We start from the raw sequence: 20,165 nt of genomic DNA on the forward strand, positions 1-20,165 counted from the left end.
AGCGCTCCCCGCCTCGTCATCCCGGAAGCCGCGTAGAGGCTGTCCGGGACCCAGGGGCCGATGCGGTGCGGTTGCCCCTGGGTCCCGGCTCTCCGCTTCGCTGCGGCCGGGATGACGAGGTGGGTTTCCTTGAGCGCCCAGGGCTGGATTGATCGAAGGCCGTCGATGGGGCTATAGCGCCGCCTAATCTCACGCACCAAGGATGCCCATGGGCCAGTTCCGCGCGGCCGACCTCTTTCGTCGCAAGCCCGTCGCCCAGGTCGAGGGCGAGCATCCGCCCGAAAGTCTTCCCCGCTCGATCGGCCTCTTCCAGCTGACCATGCTGGGTGTCGGCGCCACCATCGGCACCGGCATCTTCGTGGCCCTGACCACCGCCGTGCCGGCCGCCGGCCCGGCAGTGATCGTCTCGTTCGTGCTGGCCGGGATCACGGCCGCCCTGACGGCCCTGTGCTATGCGGAGCTGGCCTCGACCATCCCGGTGTCGGGCTCGTCGTACTCATACGCCTACGCCACGCTCGGCGAGTTCGTCGCCTTCATCGTCGGGGCATGCCTGCTGCTGGAATACGCCGTCTCGGCCTCGGCCATCGCGGTCGGCTGGGGCCAGTACCTGAACGAAATGCTGGTCGACCTCGTCGGCTGGAAGATGCCCGACGTCATCGCCAAGGCCCCCGGCGCGGGCGGGGTGTTCAACCTGCCGGCCGTCGTGCTGGTCGGCGCCTGCATGGTGCTGCTGCTGCGCGGGGCGAAGGAGTCGACCACGGTCAACGCCGTGCTGGTGGTGCTGAAGCTGCTGGTGCTGCTGTTCTTCGTGGTCATCGCCTTCAGCGGCTTCCGCGCCGAGAACCTCACGCCGTTCGCGCCGATGGGCGTGGCCGGGATCGGGGCGGCGGCCTCGTCGATCTTCTTCTCCTATATCGGCATCGACGCGGTCTCGACGGCCGGCGAGGAGGTCAAGGACCCGCGCCGCACCCTGCCGCTGGGCATCGTGCTCAGCCTGCTGATCGTCACGGCGATCTACATCCTGGTGGCCTTGGCCGCCGTCGGCGCCCAGCCCTGGACGGCCTTCGCGGGCCAGGAAGCCGGCCTGGCGGTGATCCTGCGTAACCTGACGGGCGCCAGCTGGACCTCGCTGATCCTGTGCGTCGGGGCGATCGTCTCGATCTTCTCGATCACGCTCGTCGTCATGTACGGCCAGACGCGGATCCTCTACGCCATGAGCCGCGACGGCCTGCTGCCGAAGGTCTTCCAGCGCCTGCACCCCAAGACCCGTAGCCCCGACCTCAACACCTATATCGTCGCGGCCTTCATCGCCGTGCTGGCCGCCTTCGTGCCGCTGGACGTGCTGGTGAACCTGACCAGCATGGGCACGCTGATCGCCTTCGCCATCGTCTCGCTGGGGGTGATCATCCTGCGCCGCACCCAGCCTGATCTGCCGCGCGGCTACCGCGTGCCGCTGTATCCGGTTGTGCCGGTGCTCAGCGTGGCGTTCTGCGGCTACCTAATCGTGGGGCTGCCGCTGGATACGTGGGTGCTGTTCGGGGTCTGGGTGGCGGCGGCCAGCGCGGTGTACTTCGGGTATTCGCGGCGGCATTCGCGGCTGAACGCGTAAGATCCTCCCCCTTTGGGGAGGTGGCCCAGAGGGCCGGAGGGGGTCCTCTCCGGCCTACTCAGTTGAGGACCCCCTCAGTCGCTCCGCGACAGCTCCCCCGAAGGGGGAGCATCTACCTATCTCAGCCTATTCCACCGTCACCGACTTGGCCAAGTTCCGCGGCTGGTCCACGTCCGCCCCCTTCACCACGGCCACGTGGTAGGCCAGCAGCTGGATGGGGGCCGACATCACCAGGGCCGAGACCAGCGGGTCGCTGGCGGGGGCCGTGACCACCACCCGCGCGCCGGCCGGGGCGTGCTTGGCGCCTTCGGGGTCGGTGATGAACACCACCTGGCCGCCGCGCGCCATGACCTCGCTCATGTTCGAGGCCGACTTCTCGAACCAGCTGTCGAAGGGAGCCAGGATGATGATCGGGGTCTGGTCGTCGACCAGGGCGATCGGGCCGTGCTTCAGCTCGCCGGCGGCGTAGCCCTCGGCGTGGATGTAGCTGATCTCCTTGAGCTTCAGCGCGCCTTCCAGGGCCAGGGCCGACATCGGGCCGCGACCCAGGAACAGCACGTCGCGCGCCTTGGCGATCTCGGCGGCGATGTCCTTGATGGCGCTTTCCAGGCCGATGGCCTCGGCGATCAGGCGCGGCGCCTCCAGCATCACCTTGACCAGGCGTTGCTCCTCGGCGTCGTCGATATGGCCGCGCGCCTTGGCGGCGGCGACCGCCAGGGCGATCATCACGCTGACCTGGGCGGTGAAGGCCTTGGTCGAGGCCACGCCGATCTCGGGACCGCAGTGGATCGGCAGGACGACGTCGACCTCGCGGGCCATGGTCGATTCCGTGGCGTTGACCACCACGGCGCTGCGCATGCCCTTGGCCTGGCAGTAGCGCAGGGCGGCCAGGGTGTCGGCGGTCTCGCCCGACTGCGACATGGCGATGACCAGCGAGCCCGGGCGCAGGGCCGGCTGGCGATAGCGGAACTCCGAGGCGATCTCGACGTCCACCGGCAGGTCTGCCAGCTGCTCGATCAGGTACTTGCCGATGACGCCGGCGATATAGGAGGTGCCGCAGGCGACGATCTGGATGCGCTCCAGCTCGGCCAGGCCCAGGCCCTCTGGCAGGGCGGTGCGGTTGCCGATGGTGTCCACATAGGCGGCGATGGTGCGCTGGCAGCCCTCCGGCTGGTCATGGATCTCCTTCTCCATGAAGTGCCGGTAGTTGCCCTTCTCCATCAGCACGGCCGAGGCGGGCACCACCTTGATCGGACGGTCGGCGGGGGCGCCGGTCTGGTCGAAGATCCGCGCGCCGGCGTGGTCGACGATCGCGTGGTCGCCGTCGTGCAGATAGGCGATGCGGTTGGTGAACGGACCCAGGGCCAGGCCGTCGGAGCCGACGAACATCTCGCCGTCGCCGAAGCCCACGGCCAGGGGCGGGCCGTTGCGGGCCGCCAGAATCGTCTCGGCCTCGCCGCCGACCAGGATGCACAGGGCGAACGCCCCGCGCAGGCGCTTCAGCGTGGCCTGGAAGGCTTCCAGCGGCGCCAGGCCCGTGGCCAGCTCGGCGTCCAGCAGGTGGGCGACGACCTCGGTGTCGGTGTCGCTCTGGAACTCGCGGCCGGCGGCGATCAGCTCGGCCTTCAGTTCGGCGAAGTTCTCGATGATGCCGTTGTGGACCACAGCCACGCGGCCGACGATATGCGGGTGGGCGTTGCGCAGGGTCGGGGCGCCGTGGGTGGCCCAGCGGGTGTGGCCGATGCCGGTGGTGGCGACCAGCGGCTCGTGGGCTAGCACGCTCTCCAGCTCGCGCAGCTTGCCCGGCGCGCGACGGCGCTGCAGCACGCCGTCCACCTGGGCGGCGATGCCGGCCGAATCGTAGCCGCGGTATTCAAGCCGCTTGAGGCTCTCGACCAGGCGCTCCGCGACGGGCTTTGTTCCGACGATGCCGATGATGCCGCACATGGGCCATGATCCTTTGTAGAACGCGCCGACGGGACTATTGCTACCGACGCGGGATATTTCGAGGTCGGCCTTTAGCATTCGCTAGAGCCGCCCTCTCATAAATCTGCATTTCGGATCGTTTCGCGGTTCGAGTACGGCCTAAACGAGACCAGAAGACGACCATGAGCAAGCGCGCCTATTTCGGCACCGACGGCATCCGCGGCCAGGCCAACAAGCATCCGATGACCGCCGAGGTCGCCCTGCGCGTCGGCCTGGCGGCCGGCAAGCTGTTCCGCTCGCAGGACGACCGCCGCCACCTGGTGGTGATCGGCAAGGACACCCGCCTGTCGGGCTACATGATTGAGCCGGCCCTGGTCGCCGGCTTCGCCTCCGTCGGCATGGACGTGCGGCTGTTCGGCCCGCTGCCGACCCCGGCCGTGGCGATGATGACCCGCTCGATGCGCGCCGACCTGGGTGTGATGATCAGCGCCAGCCACAACGATTTCGCCGACAACGGCATCAAGCTGTTCGGCCCCGACGGCTACAAGTTGTCGGACGAGCAGGAGCTGAAGATCGAGGCCCTGATGGACGAGGGCCTGCAGGAGGGCCTTGCGCCGCCGCGCGGTCTCGGACGCGTCAAGCGCATCGACGACGCCCAGGCCCGCTATGTCGAGATCGTCAAGGCCACCTTCCCGCGCCAGATGAGCCTGGCAGGCCTGCGCATCGTCATCGATTGCGCCAATGGCGCGGCCTACAAGGTGGCCCCTACCGCCCTCTACGAGCTGGGCGCCGAGGTTATCGAGATCGGGGTCACGCCGGACGGGACCAATATCAACGCCGACTGCGGCTCGACCCATCCCGAGGCCATGGCCAAGCTGGTGCGCGAGTACCGCGCCGACATCGGCATCGCGCTGGACGGCGACGCCGACCGCCTGGTGATCTGCGACGAGAAGGGCGTGGTTGTCGACGGCGACCAGATCATGGCCATCGTCGCCATCGCCTTCGCCAAGGCCGGCAAGCTGAACGCCGGCGGCGTGGTGGCCACGGTGATGTCCAATCTCGGCCTCGAGCGGGCGCTGAAGGCGGAGGGCCTGACCCTGGAGCGCACCGGCGTGGGCGACCGCTACGTGATGGCCCGCATGCGCGAGGGCGGCTTCAATGTGGGCGGCGAGCAGTCGGGCCACGTAATCCTGTCGGATTTCTCGACCACGGGCGATGGTCTGATCGCCGCCCTGCAGGTGCTGGCGGTGATGATCCAGACCGGCAAGCCGATGAGCGCCCTGGGCCGCCAGTTCGAGCCGGTGCCGCAGCTGCTGGAAAACGTCCGCTTCGCCGGCGGCAAGCCGCTGGAGGCCAAGACCGTCAAGGAAGCCATTGCCGACGGCGAGGCCCAGCTGAACGGCTCGGGCCGCATCGTCGTGCGCCCTTCGGGCACCGAACCCCTGATCCGCATCATGGCCGAGGGCGACGATCCGGCCCTGGTCAAGAAGGTCGTCAAGTCGATCGTCTCGGCCGTGAAGGCGGTCTAGGGGCTATCCCCTTAAGGGCGGCCTCTTTTCACCGCGTTCTCGCCCTTGTGGCGGAGCCGCCCAAGGCCGCCATTCCTGGCATTGGCAATCTGACTGTCCGGATGCCGCGTCCAGGCTGATGTCTGCTGACGACCCTGAGCGGACGTTTGGCGTTTGAGCCTTCGCTAAAAACACACGTCATCCCGGGCCTTGTGCCCGGGACCCCTCTGTCCACCGTAGGTGCGGGAGGGGCGGCGTGCTCAGCACGCCGCTGGCGCTTCACGTGCAAGCTGAACTAGGGGTTCCGGGCACAAGGCCCGGAATGACGGAGGTTTATTTGAAGTGCGGAGAACCTCCCAAACCGACCCATAGGAGTCATTCGAAGTGTCGGTGCTGGTGGGGTCCGCCCATTTAAAAACCTCGTCCCACACGGCGCGATCCGCAATGTCCGCGCCGCTCACTCCGAAAGCATCCCGATCGTCCGCAGCCATGTCTCCACCAGCCTGGGCCACCCGGACACCGGAAGCTTCTTCTCCCGCAGACCGAAGGCATGGCCGCCCTGGGCGTATGAGTGCAGTTCCACGGCGACGCCCGCCTTCTTCAGGCCCATGTAGTAGCTCAGCGCGTCCTCGACCCTGTCCACAGAGTCGTCCTCGTTCTGCAATAGAAAGGTCGGCGGCGTGCGGCGCGTGATGGCCTTCTCGATATTAGGATTGAGCGCGATGCTGTTGTTGGCCATAGCCAGGTGCCCTGGATAGACGGCGATGGCGAAGTCCGGGCGAGCGCTTTGCCGGTCGGCCGTGTCCACAGGCGCATAGAGGCGATCGTCGAAGTGGGTGCTGGCCTCGGCGACCAGATACCCGCCGGCGGAAAAGCCGATCACCCCAATCTTGCGCGGATCGATCCGCCATTCGGCGGCCCGAGCCCGCGTCAGCCGCACGGTCCGCAGCGCGTCCTGCAGGGACGGTGTCGAAATCTCCTTATTCTGCGGGCGGCAATCGCATTGCCAGCGGTAGGGGATGCTCGGCACGCGGTATTTCAGCAGCACGCAGGTGACGCCCCTGGAGGTCAGCCAGTCGCAGATCTCGACGCCTTCGAGATCCATGGCCAGAATCTGAAAGCCGCCTCCCGGGATGACGATGACCGCGACGCCGCTGTTCCTCCCCTTGGGCGAATAGACCGTCATCGTCGGCCGGGTGACGTTGGTCACGTTCCCACCCTTCGCGGTCTCCGGCCCAGGGACGGGCGGCGTATCTGGGGCCACTCCCGGCCAGATCGGCATCTGGCTGTGACCGGGAGACGGCTGCCAACCGGCCGGCGCGGCGCCCGGCGTCGCCGCCTGCGACGCCGGGGCGAGGAGCAGTGCGGCCCATGCCACGATGCAAACAAGCTTCATGATGTTCGACCCTCCCCAAGGCGTGACCCATGTGCGCTACACATCGTTTTCTCTCATGTCACAGCGACAATTTGGAGGTTCGCCGCGCCTCGCCTACGTCACAAACGATCAAAATTGGCGAGAGTCATAAAATGAATTAATGCCTTCTCATGGAAAGATCGCGACTGCCCCTCAATGCCCTGCGCGCCTTCGAAGCGGCCGCGCGGCACCTCAATGTCACGCGCGCCGCGCTCGAGCTGCGCGTCACCCAGGCCGCCGTCAGCCACCATATCAAGCTGCTGGAAGATCAGCTCGGCGCGCTCCTGTTCCGCCGGCTGCCTAGGGGCCTTGCCCTGACCGACGAAGGCGCCGCCCTCGCGCCAATCGTCAGCGACACCCTCGATCGCTTGGCCGCCACCCTCGACCGGTTCGCTGGCGGACGCTTTCAGGAGATCGTCAGCATCGGCGTCGTCGCAACCTTCGCCACTGGATGGTTGCTTCCGCGCCTGCCCGACTTCACTGCGCTCCACCCCGGCGTCGACCTTCGGATCACAACCAACAACAATCGGGTGGACCTCGCGGGCGAAGGGCTGGACCTGGCGATCCGCTACGGCGACGGGGCCTGGCACGGAACCGACGCCGTCCCGATCCTGGAAGCGCCGCTGACCCCGCTTTGCTCACCGAGTCTTGCGCGGCGGTTGCAAACGCCGGCCGACCTGCAAAGAGAGATCTTGCTGCGGTCCTACCGTCGCGACGAATGGAAAGTCTGGTTCGGCGCCGCCGGCCTGACCATGCCGGCGATCTGCGGCCCGGTATTCGACGCCTCGTCCAGCCTGGCGGCAGCGGCGGCAAGCGGCCTGGGCGTCGCCCTGCTGCCCGCCCGATTGTTTGAGCAGGACCTTGCGAGCGGCCGACTGGCTCAGCCCTTCAGTCTTTGCGTCGACGCCGGCCGCTATTGGCTCACGCGGCTGAAATCACGCCCCGAAACGCCGGCGATGACGGCGGTGAAGGAATGGCTTCAGAGCGGCGACTGACGCGATGATGAGGTTGTCTCGTTTCGAAGGACCCAGCCAACGATCGCTTCCCGCCCTTCCAGACGATCAACATGTCCGCTTCCTATGGGGGAATAGGGCGTTGCCGTGCCGGTCCGTCCCCGCCATCAGGGCGGGACTGACGGGAGCTGATGGGTGGGTGTTTGAACACGCGGCACAGGGCCCGCGATAAGCTCTAGCCTTCTCTCCAAAAGCCTCCATTATATAGATAATCGTCTCATATTGCGAGACTATAAGCCGGGAGAGAAGCCATGGGCCAGAACTTGAAAACGGGGGCGGCCTCGTGATCGGCAACCCCTTGCTCGGCGTCCTCTTCCACTGGCTGGGCGGTCTCGCCTCGGCCAGCTTCTACGTGCCCTATCGCGTCGTGAAGCGGTGGTCGTGGGAGATCTACTGGCTGACCGGCGGCCTGTTCTCGTGGCTGATCGCGCCGTGGCTGTTCGCTTCGATCCGCACCAACGACCTGATGGGCGTCATGGCCCAGGTCCCGCACAACGTGGTGGGGCTGTGCGTGCTGTTCGGCGTGCTGTGGGGCTTCGGCGGCCTGACCTACGGCCTGACCATGCGGTATCTGGGCTTGTCGCTGGGCATGGCGGTGGTGCTGGGTCTGTGCACGGTGTTCGGCACCCTGATCCCGCCGCTGGTGCGCGGCACCTTCGCCCATGACCTGCTGAGCACGACCTCGGGCCGGATCATCCTGCTGGGCCTGCTGCTGACCCTGGCCGGCATCGTCGTGGTGGCCCTGGCCGGGGCCAGGAAGGACGAGGACCTGTCGGACGAGCAGAAGCTGGAAGCCGTCGCCGAGTTCGACTTCAAGAAGGGCGTCGCCGTGGCGATCTTCTCGGGGATCATGTCGGCCTGCTTCGCCTTCGGCCTGGCGGCGGGCGAGCCGATCAAGGCCCTGTCGGCGGCGGCCGGCACCGGCCCGCTGTGGACCGGCCTTCCGGCCCTTTGCCTGGTGATGTTCGGCGGTCTGATCACCAACGGCGTCTGGTGCGCCTGGCTGATCATCAAGAACCGCAGCGGCGGCGAGTGGCTGGGGAAGGTCAAGGCCGAGGCGGGCGCGCCGAAGGCGCCGCTGCTGGCCAACTACCTGCTGTGCGCCCTGGCCGGCACCGCCTGGTACTTCCAGTTCTTCTTCTACACGATGGGCGAGAGCCAGATGGGCAAGTTCGGCTTCTCCAGCTGGACCCTGCACATGGCCAGCATCATCATCTTCGGCACCCTGTGGGGCTTCGCCTTCAAGGAGTGGAAGGACGCTCGTCCGGCCGTGCGCAACATGGTCTGGGCCGGCGTCGCCCTGCTGGTCGGCGCCACCGTGGTGATCGGCTACGGCAACATGCTGGGCCGATAGGGCAGGAGGGCGGCCGGCGCGGGACACCCGCCGGCCGCCCGTCTCGTCAGGGTCGGGCCGACGCGCCGGCGGCGACCGGGTGGTCGTCGTCTTCCTCGATCTCGCTGAGCGCGCCCAGCTCGCCGCGCGCCCGGGCGGCCTTGCCATAAACGAACTCGAATCTGGGCGAGGCCATCAGGGTGGTGACGATGGCCATCAGCACCATGATCGAGAACAGGGCCGGGCCGATGATCCCGCGCTGCAGGCCGATGTTGAGGATGATCAGCTCCATCAGGCCGCGAGCGTTCATCAGCGAGGCGATGCCCAGGGCGGTCGGGTTGTCCTGGCCGGTCATGCGGGCGGCGGCCCAGCAGGCCCCGCCCTTGGCCAGGATCGAGGCCGCCAGGATCACCACGGCCACGCCGATCAGGGCGACGCTGTTGACCATGCCCAGCTGGGTGTTCAGGCCCGAGAAGGTGAAGAACATCGGCACCAGCACGATGATCGCGAAGGGCTGAAGCTGGCGCTTCAACTCGCGGGTCAGCACGCCGCGCGGCAGCACCGTGCCGAAGATGAAGCCGCCGAACACCGCGTGTAGGCCGGCCGCGTCCATGGCCCAGGCGCTGAGCATGAACAGCATGATGATCACGCCCAGCAGGCCCGGAGTGACCTTGCCCTCGCGCTCGGCGATGCGGGCCAGCGGGGCCAGCAGCCTGGGGCCGGCCAGCAGCATGAACAGCACGAAGGCCCCGCCGCCGGCGATGGCCTTGACCGCCACGATCGGGCCGTCGCCGAAGCTGGCCAGCACGATGGCCAGCACGCTCCAGGCGGCGGCGTCGTCGATGGCGCCGGCCGCCAGGGTCATGGTCCCCAGCTGGGTCTTGGCCAGGCCGCGTTCCTGGATGATGCGGGCCAGCACCGGGAAGGCGGTGATCGAGATCGCCGCGCCCATGAACAGGGTCGACTGCAACAGGGTCACGCCCTTGCCGAACAGGTTCAGGCCCAGCAGCCACGGGGTCAGGGCCACAGCGGCCATGAACGGCACGATCATGCCCGACACAGACACGGCCACCGCGCTCTTGGCGTTGGTCTTGAAATGCTCGCCACTGAAGCCCAGCCCGACCAGGAACATGTAGAGGCCGATGCCCAGCTGGGCGCCGACATAGAGGATGGTCTTGGACTCCTTGGGGAACAGCAGGTGCTGCAGGTCGGGGGCCAGCAGGCCCAGCAGCGACGGGCCCAGGATCACGCCGGCGATCATCTCGCCCACCACCTGGGGCTGGCCCATATAGCGCTTCACCAGCCAGCCCGCCGCGCGGCACGCGGCGATGATGACGAACATCTGCAGGAAAAAGGTCACGCTGAGCTGCGCGGGCGTCATGGTCGTCCCCCTAAGATCGCCGCCGCGTTGTCGCGGTCGTCGTTACTGGCGCGCAGAAAACCCTGATAGCGTTGTCATGTCGAGAGGGGCGCGGGACGAAATACGCCGGCTTCAGCCGATAGCGAGCGCCTTCAGGCGGCGCGAGGCTGCACGGCCGCCACCAGGCCTTCGGGCACGCCGTCGCGGATGATCGCCGCCACGCCCAGCTCGATGGACCTTTCATGGCCGTTCTTGACCAGCAGGGTGGCCGGCAGGACCCGGGGCGGGGCGCCCTGCAGCACCTGCTCAATGGCGTCGCCCAGGGCGCGGCGCTCGCTGGGGCGGGCCACGTCGGTCAGCCGCACGTCGAGCAGTTCGTTGCTCTTGAAGCCGGTGAGGGCCGCGAAGTGGCTGTCGACCTCGACGATCACGCCGCGCACGTTGAGCCGCGCCGTGGCCACGTCGTGCAGGCTGGTCAGCGCCTTCTGGAAGGCCAGGGTCTCGTCCAGCCGGCGCTTGAGGTCGCGTTCCTCGGTGCGGTTGACGATGATCACGGCCAGGCCGCCGGGATAGGGAAAGGCTCGCATCGTGCAGCGGCGCGCGCCGTTGGGCGTGGCGCTGGCCTCGAACTCGACCATGTCGCCGGCCCGCAGCACGCGCTTGAACTGCTCGCCGATGATCGACTGGGCCGCGCCCGGGAACACCTGATCCCAGTACTGCCCCTTCAGGCGTTCGGCGTTAAGGCCCAGCAGGGCCTCGAAGGCGCCATTGACCTCGACGACGCGCAGGTCGTTGTCCAGGGCCAAGAAGCCTTCGGTGGAGTTGAACAGGATCGCCGAACGGCCGATGTCGCAGCTGGGATCGATGTCGCGGTCGCCCTCGCCGGCGCTGAGCGACGCGTAGAGCTCGGCCGAGATCACCACCACGCGCGGGCGGCCGTGATTGGTCACGATCACCGGCGCGTGCAGGGCGCGGTCCTGCCATTGGCCGAAGTTGCGGCTGATCTCGCCGGCGGTCACCGAAATCGGGTCGTTCAGGGCCGTGGTCATCAAGTGGCTCGGATATTCTGTAGATTACGAAGAATGATCCACACTTGGTAAATGCGCGCTATCGGTGCGCGGATCAGATATTTTCACGCTAACGTTGCTGAGCCCGCGCAACAACGGGCCTTCTCGTCGCACCGGGTGCGACACTCGGACGCAACCAGTCCGTAATTTTCAAGATTCCGGTCGATACGAACCAAAAGGCGTCCTCGCGCCATCCTGATCTCCAAGGTTGTTCAGGAGGAGCGTCATGAGCCTTTCCGCACTGACCGGAGGCAGAGCCGGACGCGGACGCAAGATCGCGCAGATCGGGGCCAGCGAAAGCGGGGCCGCGGCGGTGGAATTCGCGATCGTCGGCCCGTTGTTCCTGGTCATGCTGCTGGGCGTGATGGCCTGGGGAAACTATTTCTGGCTGTCGCACGCGGTGCAGCAGGTCGCCAACGATGCGGCCCGCGCCGCGCTCGCCGGCATCGACCCGACCGAGCGCAAGAGCCTGGCGGCCGGCGTCTTGGCCGACGAGATCGGCGACTACGCCAACCTGACGCCCCAGGCGGCCAGCCTGCAGATCCAGGACGTCGCCAGCCGCGTCACCGTGACGATCGCCTACGACGCCTCGGGCTCGCCCTTCTGGGCGTTCGCCAAGCTGGTGCCGATGCCCTCGCCCGTGATCAAGCGCCAGGCCACCGTCCGGATGGGAGGGTATTGAGCCATGGCGACCCGGACTCTTCGACGTGATCTGCTCGGCGACGAGCGCGGCGGCGTCTCGGTGCTGGCGGCCGGCGGCCTGATGATGGTGATCGGCTTTTCGGCCATGGCCGTCGACCTGGGCTCGGTGTTCCTGCAAAGCCGCCGCCTGCAGGGCGCGGCGGATCTAGCGGCGATGGCCGCGGCGCGGGACCTGGACAACGCCCAGGCCGCCGCCGCGGCCACGGCCCAGGCCAACGGCTGGGGCGCGCCGCTGACGGTGGCGGTTACCAAGGGCCGCTACGCCCAGGCCGCCGACGTGCCGCCGGCCGCGCGCTTCCAGAGCGGCGAGGCCCAGGCCGACGCCGCACGGGTCAAGCTGGCCGGCGAGGCCGACCTGTTCTTCGGCCAGATCCTGACCGGCCGTCCGACCTGGACCATCACCCGCGAGGCCACGGCCGCTCGCGCCGACCTGGCCAGCTTCTCGATCGGCACGCGCCTGGCGTCGCTGAACGGCGGCGTCGCCAACAGCCTGCTGTCCAGCCTGACCGGCTCGCAGGTCAACCTGTCGGTGATGGACTACAAGGCGCTGGTCGACGCCGATGTCGACCTGTTCAGCTATCTCGACGCGGTGGCGACCGAGCTGAAGCTGACCGGCGTTTCCTATGATCAGCTGCTGTCGACCAAGCTGACCACCGGCCAGGCGCTGTCGGCCCTGTCGAGCCTGCTGAACAAGACCGGCGACATCCGCGCCTCAGCCGCCGTCCGCGCCGTCGCCGTGTCGGCAGGCAACAAGACCAAGACCAGCTTGAAGGTGCTGTTCGACGTAGGTCCCTACGGCCAGCAGGGCCATGTGGCCGGCGGCAGCGCGGCGGCGGTCAGCCTGGCGGCCATGGACCTGACCTCGGCGGTGCTGCGGCTGTCGTCGGGCGAGCGCCAGGTCCAGCTGGACCTCGGCGCGGGCGTGCCCGGCCTGGCCGATGTCGACGCCTGGCTGGCGGTCGGCGAACCGGCCGACAGCGCGCCGTGGATGACCATCACCAGCAGCAAGACGGTGGTGGTCCGCACCGCCCAGGCCCGGATCTATCTGGAGGCCAAGCTCGGCGGCTCGGGCCTGCTGAACGCCGCCGAGATCAAGGCGCCGCTCTATCTGGAGGCCGCCTCGGGCGAGGCCAAGCTCAACACCCTGGACTGCCAGGGCGGGACCGCCACCCTGGACGTCCGCCCCGGCCTGGGGACGCTGGCGATCGGCGAGATCGACCGCGACAAGCTGGACGACTTCAAGACCCCCCTGACGGTGTCCAACGCCACGATCGCCAAGTCAGCCGTGCTGACGGCCACCGGCAAGTCCGAGGTCAAGATCGGCGGCCTGGCCTGGAAGCCGGTGAGGTTCTCGCAGAGCGAGGCGCGGGCCGGGACGGTCAAGACCGTGTCGACCACCGACGTGGCCAAGGCCACCGTCTCCTCGCTGATCGGCGACCTGTCCCTGAACGTACAGCTGCTGGGCCTCGGACTGGGCCTGGGCCAGGGGCCGCTGACCGCGACGCTCGGTTCGATCCTCGGCGCCGCCGCCGCGCCGCTGGACGACGTGCTCAACAGCCTGACCGGCCTGCTCGGCGTGCGCCTGGGCGAGGCCGACGTCCAGATGAACGGCCTGCGCTGCAAGGACGCCGCCCTGGTCGCCTGATTCCCAGAAGACCCCGATCCAGAAAGGATTATCTCCGATGAACGCCTTCGCACCCAGCATCGCGGCCTTCGCGCCCGCGGAACGCGAGTTCTCCCTGCTCGCGTCCGGCTTCGAGCCGCCGAATATCCGCGCTCGGCTGCACGCCATCTGCGCCCTCTACGCCCACACGCCCGCGCAGAGCCGCCGGATGGAGCTGCTGGACGCGCTGGAGGGCGTCACCCTGGAGGTCGCCCACCTGCTGGCGCTGGACCTGCTGGAGAACGGCTGGCGTCCCGACCCGCGGTAGGGCGAGATCAGGCGCTGGCCGAGGTCTCGGCGGCGATGGCGGTGTCGATCATCCGGCGCGAATGGACGCCCCCCGCGTCGATGTTCAGCTTCAGCAGCCGCCGGCCGGGCGAGCGCGACAGGTTCCGCTGCTGGCGTTCCAGGATCTCCAGGTCCTCGCCGAAGATCACGCCCTGGCCCTCGCGGATGCTGTCGGTCAGAGCCGCGTCGTCGGCTGCGAAGTTGCGGGCCATGCCCCAGAAGTACCAGTGCGACGTCTCGGTCTCGGGCGTGATGAAGTCGACGACGATGCTGGAGGCCTGCACGCTCTTGTCGGCGTGATAGCCGCCGTGGCCGGCCAGGGCGACGCCGACCTCGATCATCACGTGGCTGGGCAGGGAGAAGCGGCAGATCTGCCAGCGATCGACGATCGCTTCCGGATCCAGCCCGGCGCCCTTCAACGCCATCCGCCAGAACGGCGGGGCCGAGATCTTCTCCATGAAGCGGCTGGTGACGACCTCGTCGCCCTCGACCGTCGTGGCGACCGGGGCCTCGTCGATCTCCTTCTGACCGATGCTGCCGGCGTGCACATAAGTCTCGTGGGTCAGGTCCATCAGGTTGTCGACCATCAGCCGGTAGTCGCAGGCGATGTGATAGAGGCCGCCGCCATAGGCCCAGTCGGGGCTCTCGGCCCAGGGCAGGGGGTGCAGCCTGGCTGGATCGGCCTGGTCGGCGTCGCCGGGCCACACCCAGATGAAGCCGTAGCGCTCCAGCACTGGATAGGTCTCAATCGTCGGAAAACGGCCGACCTGCTGGCCTGGCATGCTCGCCGCCTTGCCGTCGCAGCCCATGGCCAGGCCGTGATAGCCGCAGACCAGGTCGCCGTCGCGGACGAAGCCCAGGGACAGCGGCGCGCCGCGATGGGGGCAGAAGTCCTCGACCGCCGCGACCTTGTCGTCCTTGCCGCGAAACAGCGCCATCGGCTTGCCGCAGATCGTCCGGCCCAGGGGCTTGGCCGCGATCTCGTCCGGGGTGCAGGCGACATACCAGGCGTTTTGGGGCCAGGGCGGGGTGTCGGCGGCGGGGCGCGAGGCCATGTGATTTCCCTTGCGGCGGACCAGGCTCTGCGGCCTATTGGATCCAATAGGCGCGGCGACGGGTGGTCCTGTCAAGCGCGAGACGGGACGGATCAGCCGATGAAACCGGGCCAGCGGGTGGTCGTCGCCCTGCGCAAGATGATCGCCGCCGGCCAGCTGAAACCGGGCGAGCGGATCGCCGAAATCGCCACCGCCGAGGCCCTGGGCGTCTCGCGCATGCCCGTGCGAACGGCCTTGCGGGCGCTCGAGCACGAGGGCCTGGTCGTCAAGCTGGGCGCGCGCGGCTACACGGCCGCCGGGGTGTCATCCGACGACGTCACCGACGCGATCGAGGTGCGCGGGGTGCTGGAAGGCCTCGCCGCCCGCCGGGCCGCCGCGCGCGGACTGACGCCGGATCAGGATAAGGCGCTGGTCGCCTGCCTGGCGGACGGCGACGCCCTCTTCGCCAAGGCGCGGCTGGAGGACGGGGACCTGGATCGCTACCACGCCCTCAACCTTCGCTTTCACGCCACCCTGGTGCAGGCGGCCGGCGGCAAGGCGCTGGCCAAGGCCCTGGCGCGCAACAACGGCCTGCCGTTCGCCTCGGCAGACGCCCTGGCGCTGGACTGGGCCGACCCCGAGACCGAGTTCGAGCACCTGCGCGCCGCCCATGGCCAGCACCACGCGGTCTATGCGGCGATCCGGGCCGGCGATGCGGCGAGCGCCGAGCGGCTGATGCGTGACCACGCCTTCGCGGCGATCCGCAACGCCAAGGTGTTCAGCGGCGTCGACGCGGCCTGGCGGGTGACCCGCGACTAGCCGATCTTGGGCGCCTTCAGACGGCGCTTGTTGACGTGGTGCGAGGGGGCCTCGGCCTTCACTTCCTCGGGATATTCACCCTTGAAGTAGAAGCGCTGCCAGGCCTCCTTGGTGGCCTCCGGGTCGCGCTTGAAGATCAGGCTGTTGAACTCGGTGCGCTTCTCGGCCCAGACGTCGTACTGGCGGCGCAGATCGGTGTTGGAGTTCATCGAGCGGATCACCGGCTGGACGTTGTCCATCACCTTGTCCTGCATCAGCATGATGAAGCAGAACGGCTCGCCCTTCTCGAACCGCACCGTGCCGGGGCGCGTGAACAGCCAGTTCATCGTGAAGGGGAAGGGCAGCCAGTCGGTCTCGACCAGGCCGGCCAGGGGCTGGATGCCGTCCTTGATGTGGTTGGGCGGACCCATGGTCAGGATCGACCAGCCGGGCGGCGTGCGGAACAGATAGCCCGTGTGGAAGGTCACCGTGCCGCGCGAGAAGTGCGACTTCACGAAGTCGTTGAAGCCCGGATAGGGATGGTCGGGCTGGAACTTGATGCAGTGCTGGTGGGCGCCGCCGTCCCAGGTCATCGAGAAGCCGACCGGGCACAGGATCTCCCAGCCCGAGGTGTTGGCCATCGACAGGGGCAGGCAGCGATAGGGGTGGCGATCGGCGAAGTGATCCATCCAGGCCCGTTGCGGGCGACCGGGAACGATCTCGGGCGGGCGGTTCTCGGTGGGATAGCACTCCAGTTCCATGCCGCGCTCGTCTCTTTCCTTGGTCCCTGGCTTCTGCTCTAGCCCTGCTTAGGCAAGCCCGTCTAGAGAGCCCGCATGAAGACCCGAGCCGACCTCTTCGCCTTTTTCGACGCGCACGGCGTCGCACACGCCACCCTTGAGCACCCGCCGGTGTTCCGCGTCGAGGAAGGGCTGGAGATCAAGGCGGCCCTGCCGGGCGGCCACACCAAGAACCTGTTCCTGAAGGATGCCAAGGGTCAGCTGTGGCTGATCTCGGCCCTGGGCGAGACGACGATAGATCTCAAGCGCCTGCACACGGTGATCGGCTCGGGCCGGCTGTCGTTCGGGCCCGAGGCGATGATGGTCGAGACCCTGGGCGTGACGCCGGGTTCGGTGACCGCCTTTGGCCTGATCAACGATACGGACCGCCGCGTGCGCTTCGTGCTCGACGCGGCTCTGGCCAAGGCCGATCCGGTCAATTTCCACCCTCTGGGCAACGACGCCACCACGGCGGTGAGCCAGGCCGATTTCCGCAAGTTCCTGGCCGCGCTGGGGATCACGCCGATGATCGTCGATTTCGACGCCATGGCCGTGGTCCAATAGCCGACCTCCCGATTGCGGTTGTCGTTTGGAGGGACCATCTTGCCCCTCACTGCGTTCCTGCCTCTATGAGAGACTTCCGATGAGCCTGATCGGCGAAAAGCCCGCACCCATCCAAGCCGGTGGTGGAAAGAGCGAGCATATCAAGGACGGCACGGACGCCAGCTTCATGGCCGACGTCATCGAGGCGTCGAAGACCCAGCCGGTGATCGTCGACTTCTGGGCCACCTGGTGCGGCCCGTGCCGCCAGCTGACCCCGGCGCTGGAAAAGGCCGTCACCGCCGCCAAGGGGGCGGTCAAGCTGGTCAAGATCGACGTCGACAAGAACCCCGGCTATTCGGGCCAACTGCGCGTGCAGTCGATCCCGACCGTCTACGCCTTCGTCAACGGCCAGCCGGTCGACGGCTTCCAGGGCGCGGTGCCGGAGAGCCAGATCAAGCAGTTCATCGACCGCCTGTCGGGTCCTCCGGCCGAGAGTGACATGGACGCCGTCCTGGCCCTGGCCAAGGAGTCGCTGGACGTCGACGACATCGGCGGCGCGGCCCAGGCCTACGCCCAGGCTCTGCAGATGGACCCGGAGAACGTCAAGGCGCTGGGCGGCCTGGCCCGCTGCTACCTGCTGGGCGGCGATCTGGAGCGCGCGGCCGAGGTGGCCGGCATGGCCCCGGCCAACGCCAAGGACCCGGACCTGGAAAGCGTCCGCGCCGCCCTGGCCCTGGCCGAAGCCGCGCCGTCCGAGACCGCCCCGTTCGAACAGCGCCTGGCCGCCGATCCCGACGACCACGAGGCGCGCTTCGAGCTGGCCAAGGCCCTCGCCGGCGCCGGCCATCTGCAGGAGGCCTCCGACCACCTGCTGACCATCATCGCCCGCGACCGCGCCTGGAATGACGAGGCGGCGCGCAAGCAACTGCTGACGGTGTTCGAGGCGGCCGGCGCGATGTCGGAAGTCGCCAAGGCCGGCCGCAAGCGCCTGTCTTCCATCCTGTTCAGCTAAAGGGAGTTCCGATGCCGGGAGCCTTTCGAAGGATCAGCGACCTGCCGCTGGTGATCCCGGTGTTCCCGTTGGACGGGGTGCTGCTGTTGCCCGGCGGGCAGCTGCCGCTGAACATCTTCGAGCCCCGCTACCTGAACATGCTGGACGACGTGATGTCGGGCGAGCGGGTGATCGGCATGATCCAGACCCGCAGCAACGGGCATGACGATCCGCTGAACCCGGCCCTGGCCCCGATCGGCTGCGCGGGCCGGGTGACCAGCTTCGCCGAGACCAGCGACGGCCGCTACCTGATCACCCTGACCGGGGTCTGCCGGTTCCGGGCCGGCGACGAGCTGCCCGTGCGCACGCCCTATCGCCAGGTCCGCGCCGATTACGCGGCCTTCGAGGCCGACCTGCGCGAGGACGAGGAGCCGTCCTACGAGGGCGCCGATCCGCACGCTCTGCTGCCGGCCCTGCGCCGCTACCTGGACCATCGGGGCCTGGCCATCGACTGGACCAGCGCCGAGAACGCCCCGTCCGACGCCCTGATCAACAGCCTGGCCATGGCCCTGCCGTTCGACGCCATGGAAAAGCAGGCCCTGCTGGAAGCCCCGACCATGGCCGACCGCCGTGCGACCCTGGTGGCCCTGCTGGAGATCGACGCGGCCGGCGGCGACGATGACGAACCCACTTCGATACAGTAGTAGAGTTCCATGACCGCGACTCCGACCCCGCCGCCCGCCGACATCGACCCGCGCCTGCTGGAGGTGCTGGTCTGTCCCGTGACCCGCGCGCCGCTCGACTACAACCGCGCCCGCGGCGAACTGGTCAGCCGCACCGCCAAGCTGGCCTATCCGATCCGCGACGGCGTGCCGATCATGCTGCCGGAAGAGGCCCGCTCGCTCGAGGACGGCGAATAGGTCCATGGCCTTCGACGCGGGGCTGGCCCGCCCGCCCCGCCTGGCCTCGCTGGACGTGCTGCGCGGCCTGACCATCGTCGGCATGATCCTGGTCAATTCGGCCGCCTATCTTCACTACGTCAGCCATTACGACGTCTTTCCGATCCTGATGCACTCGTCCTGGGCCGGCTTCACGGTCGCCGACGCGGTGTTTCCCGCCTTCATCGTCATGACCGGCGTCTCGATCCCGCTGGCCACGCCGGTCGCCGAGCGCGCGCTGGACGCCACGGGCCTGCGCCGGCTGGCGGTGCGGGCCGGGCGGCTGATCCTGCTGGGCCTGCTGGTCAGCAACATCTACTGGCTGGCCACGCCCGAGAGCGTGCTGTTCCGGCCCATGGGCGTGCTGCAGCGCATCGCCCTGGCCTTCTTCGCCGCCGCTGTATTGTTTCGCACCACCGGACCCCGGACCCGGCTGACGATCGCGGTGGCGGTCCTGCTGGGCTACTGGGGGCTGTGCCTGTCACCCTATCCCGGCGGCTCGGCCGACCTGATGAAGCCCGGCGCCAGCCTCATCGCCTGGGTCGACCGCGCCGTGTTGGGCGCCCACATCTATGTGAAGGGCCCGCTCGGCTACGACCCCGAGGGTCTGCTCGGAACCTTCCCGGCCATCGCCCAGGCGCTGATCGGCGTCGCCGCGGGCGAGTGGCTGGCCGCCCGGCGCGGGGCGAAGGGCCTGGCCGTTGCCGGGGCTCTATTGCTGGTCGTCGGGATCGCTTGGGGTTTCGTCTATCCGGTCGTGAAGGACCTGTGGACCAGCAGCTATGTCCTGGTCTCCAGCGGCTTGGCCCTGCTGGTGCTGGCCGGTCTGCACCAGATGCTGGACGTCAAGCTGTGGCGGGTTCCGGGCCGGAGCTTCCTGACCGATTTCGGGGTCAATGCGATCTTCGCCTACGTCCTGCACGAACTGGCCTCGATCATCCTGACCGCGCACATGCTGCGGATTCCGTACGACGCGCTGTCGCCGGTGGTCGGGACGAAGATGGCGGCCCTGATCCCGGTGGCGATCTTCATCGCGCTGGTCTGGGCGGTGGTGGCGTATATGCGGCGCAGGACCTGGATCGTGAAGGTCTGATCCAAGTCCAATATGGTTTGTCATCCCGGAAGCGCGTAGCGCTATCCGGGACCCAGGGGCCAATGCATCGCGGCTGCCCCTGGGTCCCGGCTCTCCGCTTCGCTGC

Annotated in this window: 19 protein-coding genes and 1 pseudogene; 13 read left to right on the forward strand and 7 right to left on the reverse strand. The window is 68.2% G+C overall.

The window, feature by feature from the left end; all coding sequences use genetic code 11:
* Positions 1 to 15 precede the first annotated feature (15 nt).
* A pseudogene (locus AC1RUS_RS14260) lies at positions 16 to 114 on the reverse strand (hypothetical protein); the annotation flags it as partial.
* 94 nt (positions 115 to 208) lie between these two features.
* On the opposite strand from AC1RUS_RS14260, the gene AC1RUS_RS14265 reads away from it, so the two are divergent.
* Positions 209 to 1,609: an amino acid permease gene (locus AC1RUS_RS14265; protein ID WP_492917215.1), complete on the forward strand. Its 1,401-nt coding sequence runs from the start codon at positions 209 to 211 to the stop codon at positions 1,607 to 1,609.
* A 126-nt stretch (positions 1,610 to 1,735) separates the two neighbouring features.
* Here AC1RUS_RS14265 and glmS read toward each other — a convergent pair whose 3' ends face one another.
* Complete coding sequence (gene glmS, locus AC1RUS_RS14270; protein WP_492917217.1) at positions 1,736 to 3,556, reverse strand: glutamine--fructose-6-phosphate transaminase (isomerizing); 1,821 nt, start codon at positions 3,554 to 3,556, stop codon at positions 1,736 to 1,738.
* 161 nt (positions 3,557 to 3,717) lie between these two features.
* Here glmS and glmM point away from each other — a divergent pair, with 161 nt between their 5' ends.
* Positions 3,718 to 5,064 (forward strand): phosphoglucosamine mutase, encoded by a 1,347-nt coding sequence (gene glmM, locus AC1RUS_RS14275; protein WP_492917219.1) that lies wholly within the window; start codon positions 3,718 to 3,720, stop codon positions 5,062 to 5,064.
* 436 nt (positions 5,065 to 5,500) lie between these two features.
* On the opposite strand, the gene AC1RUS_RS14280 is transcribed toward glmM, so the two are convergent.
* Positions 5,501 to 6,439, reverse strand: coding sequence for an alpha/beta hydrolase (locus AC1RUS_RS14280; RefSeq protein WP_492917221.1), 939 nt, complete (start codon positions 6,437 to 6,439; stop codon positions 5,501 to 5,503).
* A gap of 149 nt (positions 6,440 to 6,588) precedes the next feature.
* Here AC1RUS_RS14280 and AC1RUS_RS14285 point away from each other — a divergent pair, with 149 nt between their 5' ends.
* Both AC1RUS_RS14285 and rhaT read left to right on the forward strand, forming a co-directional pair.
* Positions 6,589 to 7,452: a LysR family transcriptional regulator gene (locus AC1RUS_RS14285; protein WP_492917223.1), complete on the forward strand. Its 864-nt coding sequence runs from the start codon at positions 6,589 to 6,591 to the stop codon at positions 7,450 to 7,452.
* Positions 7,453 to 7,753: 301 nt separating this feature from the next.
* Positions 7,754 to 8,824, forward strand: a complete 1,071-nt coding sequence (gene rhaT / locus AC1RUS_RS14290) for an L-rhamnose/proton symporter RhaT (RefSeq protein ID WP_492917225.1) — start codon at positions 7,754 to 7,756, stop codon at positions 8,822 to 8,824.
* A gap of 46 nt (positions 8,825 to 8,870) precedes the next feature.
* Here the strand turns inward: rhaT and AC1RUS_RS14295 are convergent, their stop codons facing one another.
* Together AC1RUS_RS14295 and AC1RUS_RS14300 are read right to left on the reverse strand one after the other, a co-directional pair.
* Positions 8,871 to 10,184: a cation:proton antiporter gene (locus AC1RUS_RS14295; protein ID WP_492917227.1), complete on the reverse strand. Its 1,314-nt coding sequence runs from the start codon at positions 10,182 to 10,184 to the stop codon at positions 8,871 to 8,873.
* Between the two features lie 131 nt (positions 10,185 to 10,315).
* Complete coding sequence (locus AC1RUS_RS14300; protein WP_492917229.1) at positions 10,316 to 11,212, reverse strand: type II toxin-antitoxin system prevent-host-death family antitoxin; 897 nt, start codon at positions 11,210 to 11,212, stop codon at positions 10,316 to 10,318.
* 244 nt (positions 11,213 to 11,456) lie between these two features.
* Between AC1RUS_RS14300 and AC1RUS_RS14305 the strand changes: the two genes are divergently transcribed.
* From AC1RUS_RS14305 to AC1RUS_RS14315, 3 genes are read left to right on the forward strand one after another with little or no spacing between them, the layout of a single operon-like run.
* Positions 11,457 to 11,912: a TadE family protein gene (locus tag AC1RUS_RS14305; RefSeq protein WP_492917231.1), complete on the forward strand. Its 456-nt coding sequence runs from the start codon at positions 11,457 to 11,459 to the stop codon at positions 11,910 to 11,912.
* A gap of 3 nt (positions 11,913 to 11,915) precedes the next feature.
* A complete protein-coding gene (locus tag AC1RUS_RS14310) occupies positions 11,916 to 13,577 on the forward strand; it encodes a pilus assembly protein TadG-related protein (RefSeq protein ID WP_492917233.1) in 1,662 nt (553 codons plus the stop codon).
* 37 nt (positions 13,578 to 13,614) lie between these two features.
* On the forward strand, positions 13,615 to 13,863 hold the full coding sequence (locus AC1RUS_RS14315) for a hypothetical protein (protein WP_492917235.1): 249 nt from the start codon (positions 13,615 to 13,617) through the stop codon (positions 13,861 to 13,863).
* Positions 13,864 to 13,870: 7 nt separating this feature from the next.
* Here the strand turns inward: AC1RUS_RS14315 and AC1RUS_RS14320 are convergent, their stop codons facing one another.
* On the reverse strand, positions 13,871 to 14,938 hold the full coding sequence (locus AC1RUS_RS14320) for an aromatic ring-hydroxylating dioxygenase subunit alpha (protein WP_492917237.1): 1,068 nt from the start codon (positions 14,936 to 14,938) through the stop codon (positions 13,871 to 13,873).
* A 99-nt stretch (positions 14,939 to 15,037) separates the two neighbouring features.
* On the opposite strand from AC1RUS_RS14320, the gene AC1RUS_RS14325 reads away from it, so the two are divergent.
* Positions 15,038 to 15,736 (forward strand): GntR family transcriptional regulator, encoded by a 699-nt coding sequence (locus tag AC1RUS_RS14325; RefSeq protein WP_492917239.1) that lies wholly within the window; start codon positions 15,038 to 15,040, stop codon positions 15,734 to 15,736.
* Here the strand turns inward: AC1RUS_RS14325 and AC1RUS_RS14330 are convergent.
* On the reverse strand, positions 15,733 to 16,476 hold the full coding sequence (locus AC1RUS_RS14330; protein WP_492917241.1) for a DUF6065 family protein: 744 nt from the start codon (positions 16,474 to 16,476) through the stop codon (positions 15,733 to 15,735). The genes AC1RUS_RS14325 and AC1RUS_RS14330 overlap by 4 nt on opposite strands.
* A 75-nt stretch (positions 16,477 to 16,551) precedes the next feature.
* Between AC1RUS_RS14330 and AC1RUS_RS14335 the strand changes: the two genes are divergently transcribed.
* From AC1RUS_RS14335 to AC1RUS_RS14355, 5 genes are all read left to right on the forward strand, one after another.
* A complete protein-coding gene (locus tag AC1RUS_RS14335) occupies positions 16,552 to 17,058 on the forward strand; it encodes a prolyl-tRNA synthetase associated domain-containing protein (RefSeq protein WP_492917243.1) in 507 nt (168 codons plus the stop codon).
* Positions 17,059 to 17,137: 79 nt separating this feature from the next.
* The gene (gene trxA, locus AC1RUS_RS14340; protein ID WP_492917245.1) at positions 17,138 to 18,049 is read left to right on the forward strand and encodes a thioredoxin; all 912 of its coding nucleotides are present in this window, start codon (positions 17,138 to 17,140) and stop codon (positions 18,047 to 18,049) included.
* An 11-nt stretch (positions 18,050 to 18,060) separates the two neighbouring features.
* Positions 18,061 to 18,732: an LON peptidase substrate-binding domain-containing protein gene (locus tag AC1RUS_RS14345; RefSeq protein WP_492917247.1), complete on the forward strand. Its 672-nt coding sequence runs from the start codon at positions 18,061 to 18,063 to the stop codon at positions 18,730 to 18,732.
* 9 nt (positions 18,733 to 18,741) lie between these two features.
* A complete protein-coding gene (locus AC1RUS_RS14350) occupies positions 18,742 to 18,948 on the forward strand; it encodes a Trm112 family protein (RefSeq protein WP_492917249.1) in 207 nt (68 codons plus the stop codon).
* Between the two features lie 4 nt (positions 18,949 to 18,952).
* Positions 18,953 to 20,059 carry an acyltransferase family protein gene (locus tag AC1RUS_RS14355; RefSeq protein ID WP_492917251.1) on the forward strand — a complete coding sequence of 369 codons (1,107 nt, stop codon included), beginning with the start codon at positions 18,953 to 18,955 and terminating at the stop codon, positions 20,057 to 20,059.
* The last annotated feature ends 106 nt before the right edge of the window (positions 20,060 to 20,165 follow it).

The organism is Caulobacter sp. GW821-FHT10F06, assembly GCF_058809215.1.

What these genes read in the sequence shown, in the direction of transcription:
- AC1RUS_RS14325 (WP_492917239.1), top strand. Translation starts at nt 15,038, where the DNA reads ATGAAACCGGGCCAGCGGGTGGTCGTCGCCCTGCGCAAGATGATCGCC.
- AC1RUS_RS14295 (WP_492917227.1), bottom strand. Translation starts at nt 10,184, where the DNA reads ATGACGCCCGCGCAGCTCAGCGTGACCTTTTTCCTGCAGATGTTCGTC.
- AC1RUS_RS14330 (WP_492917241.1), bottom strand. Translation starts at nt 16,476, where the DNA reads ATGGAACTGGAGTGCTATCCCACCGAGAACCGCCCGCCCGAGATCGTT.
- AC1RUS_RS14280 (WP_492917221.1), bottom strand. Translation starts at nt 6,439, where the DNA reads ATGAAGCTTGTTTGCATCGTGGCATGGGCCGCACTGCTCCTCGCCCCG.
- AC1RUS_RS14285 (WP_492917223.1), top strand. Translation starts at nt 6,589, where the DNA reads ATGGAAAGATCGCGACTGCCCCTCAATGCCCTGCGCGCCTTCGAAGCG.
- AC1RUS_RS14310 (WP_492917233.1), top strand. Translation starts at nt 11,916, where the DNA reads ATGGCGACCCGGACTCTTCGACGTGATCTGCTCGGCGACGAGCGCGGC.
- AC1RUS_RS14320 (WP_492917237.1), bottom strand. Translation starts at nt 14,938, where the DNA reads ATGGCCTCGCGCCCCGCCGCCGACACCCCGCCCTGGCCCCAAAACGCC.
- AC1RUS_RS14350 (WP_492917249.1), top strand. Translation starts at nt 18,742, where the DNA reads ATGACCGCGACTCCGACCCCGCCGCCCGCCGACATCGACCCGCGCCTG.
- AC1RUS_RS14345 (WP_492917247.1), top strand. Translation starts at nt 18,061, where the DNA reads ATGCCGGGAGCCTTTCGAAGGATCAGCGACCTGCCGCTGGTGATCCCG.
- trxA (WP_492917245.1), top strand. Translation starts at nt 17,138, where the DNA reads ATGAGCCTGATCGGCGAAAAGCCCGCACCCATCCAAGCCGGTGGTGGA.
- AC1RUS_RS14315 (WP_492917235.1), top strand. Translation starts at nt 13,615, where the DNA reads ATGAACGCCTTCGCACCCAGCATCGCGGCCTTCGCGCCCGCGGAACGC.
- AC1RUS_RS14305 (WP_492917231.1), top strand. Translation starts at nt 11,457, where the DNA reads ATGAGCCTTTCCGCACTGACCGGAGGCAGAGCCGGACGCGGACGCAAG.
- AC1RUS_RS14335 (WP_492917243.1), top strand. Translation starts at nt 16,552, where the DNA reads ATGAAGACCCGAGCCGACCTCTTCGCCTTTTTCGACGCGCACGGCGTC.
- AC1RUS_RS14355 (WP_492917251.1), top strand. Translation starts at nt 18,953, where the DNA reads ATGGCCTTCGACGCGGGGCTGGCCCGCCCGCCCCGCCTGGCCTCGCTG.
- glmS (WP_492917217.1), bottom strand. Translation starts at nt 3,556, where the DNA reads ATGTGCGGCATCATCGGCATCGTCGGAACAAAGCCCGTCGCGGAGCGC.
- AC1RUS_RS14265 (WP_492917215.1), top strand. Translation starts at nt 209, where the DNA reads ATGGGCCAGTTCCGCGCGGCCGACCTCTTTCGTCGCAAGCCCGTCGCC.
- AC1RUS_RS14300 (WP_492917229.1), bottom strand. Translation starts at nt 11,212, where the DNA reads ATGACCACGGCCCTGAACGACCCGATTTCGGTGACCGCCGGCGAGATC.
- glmM (WP_492917219.1), top strand. Translation starts at nt 3,718, where the DNA reads ATGAGCAAGCGCGCCTATTTCGGCACCGACGGCATCCGCGGCCAGGCC.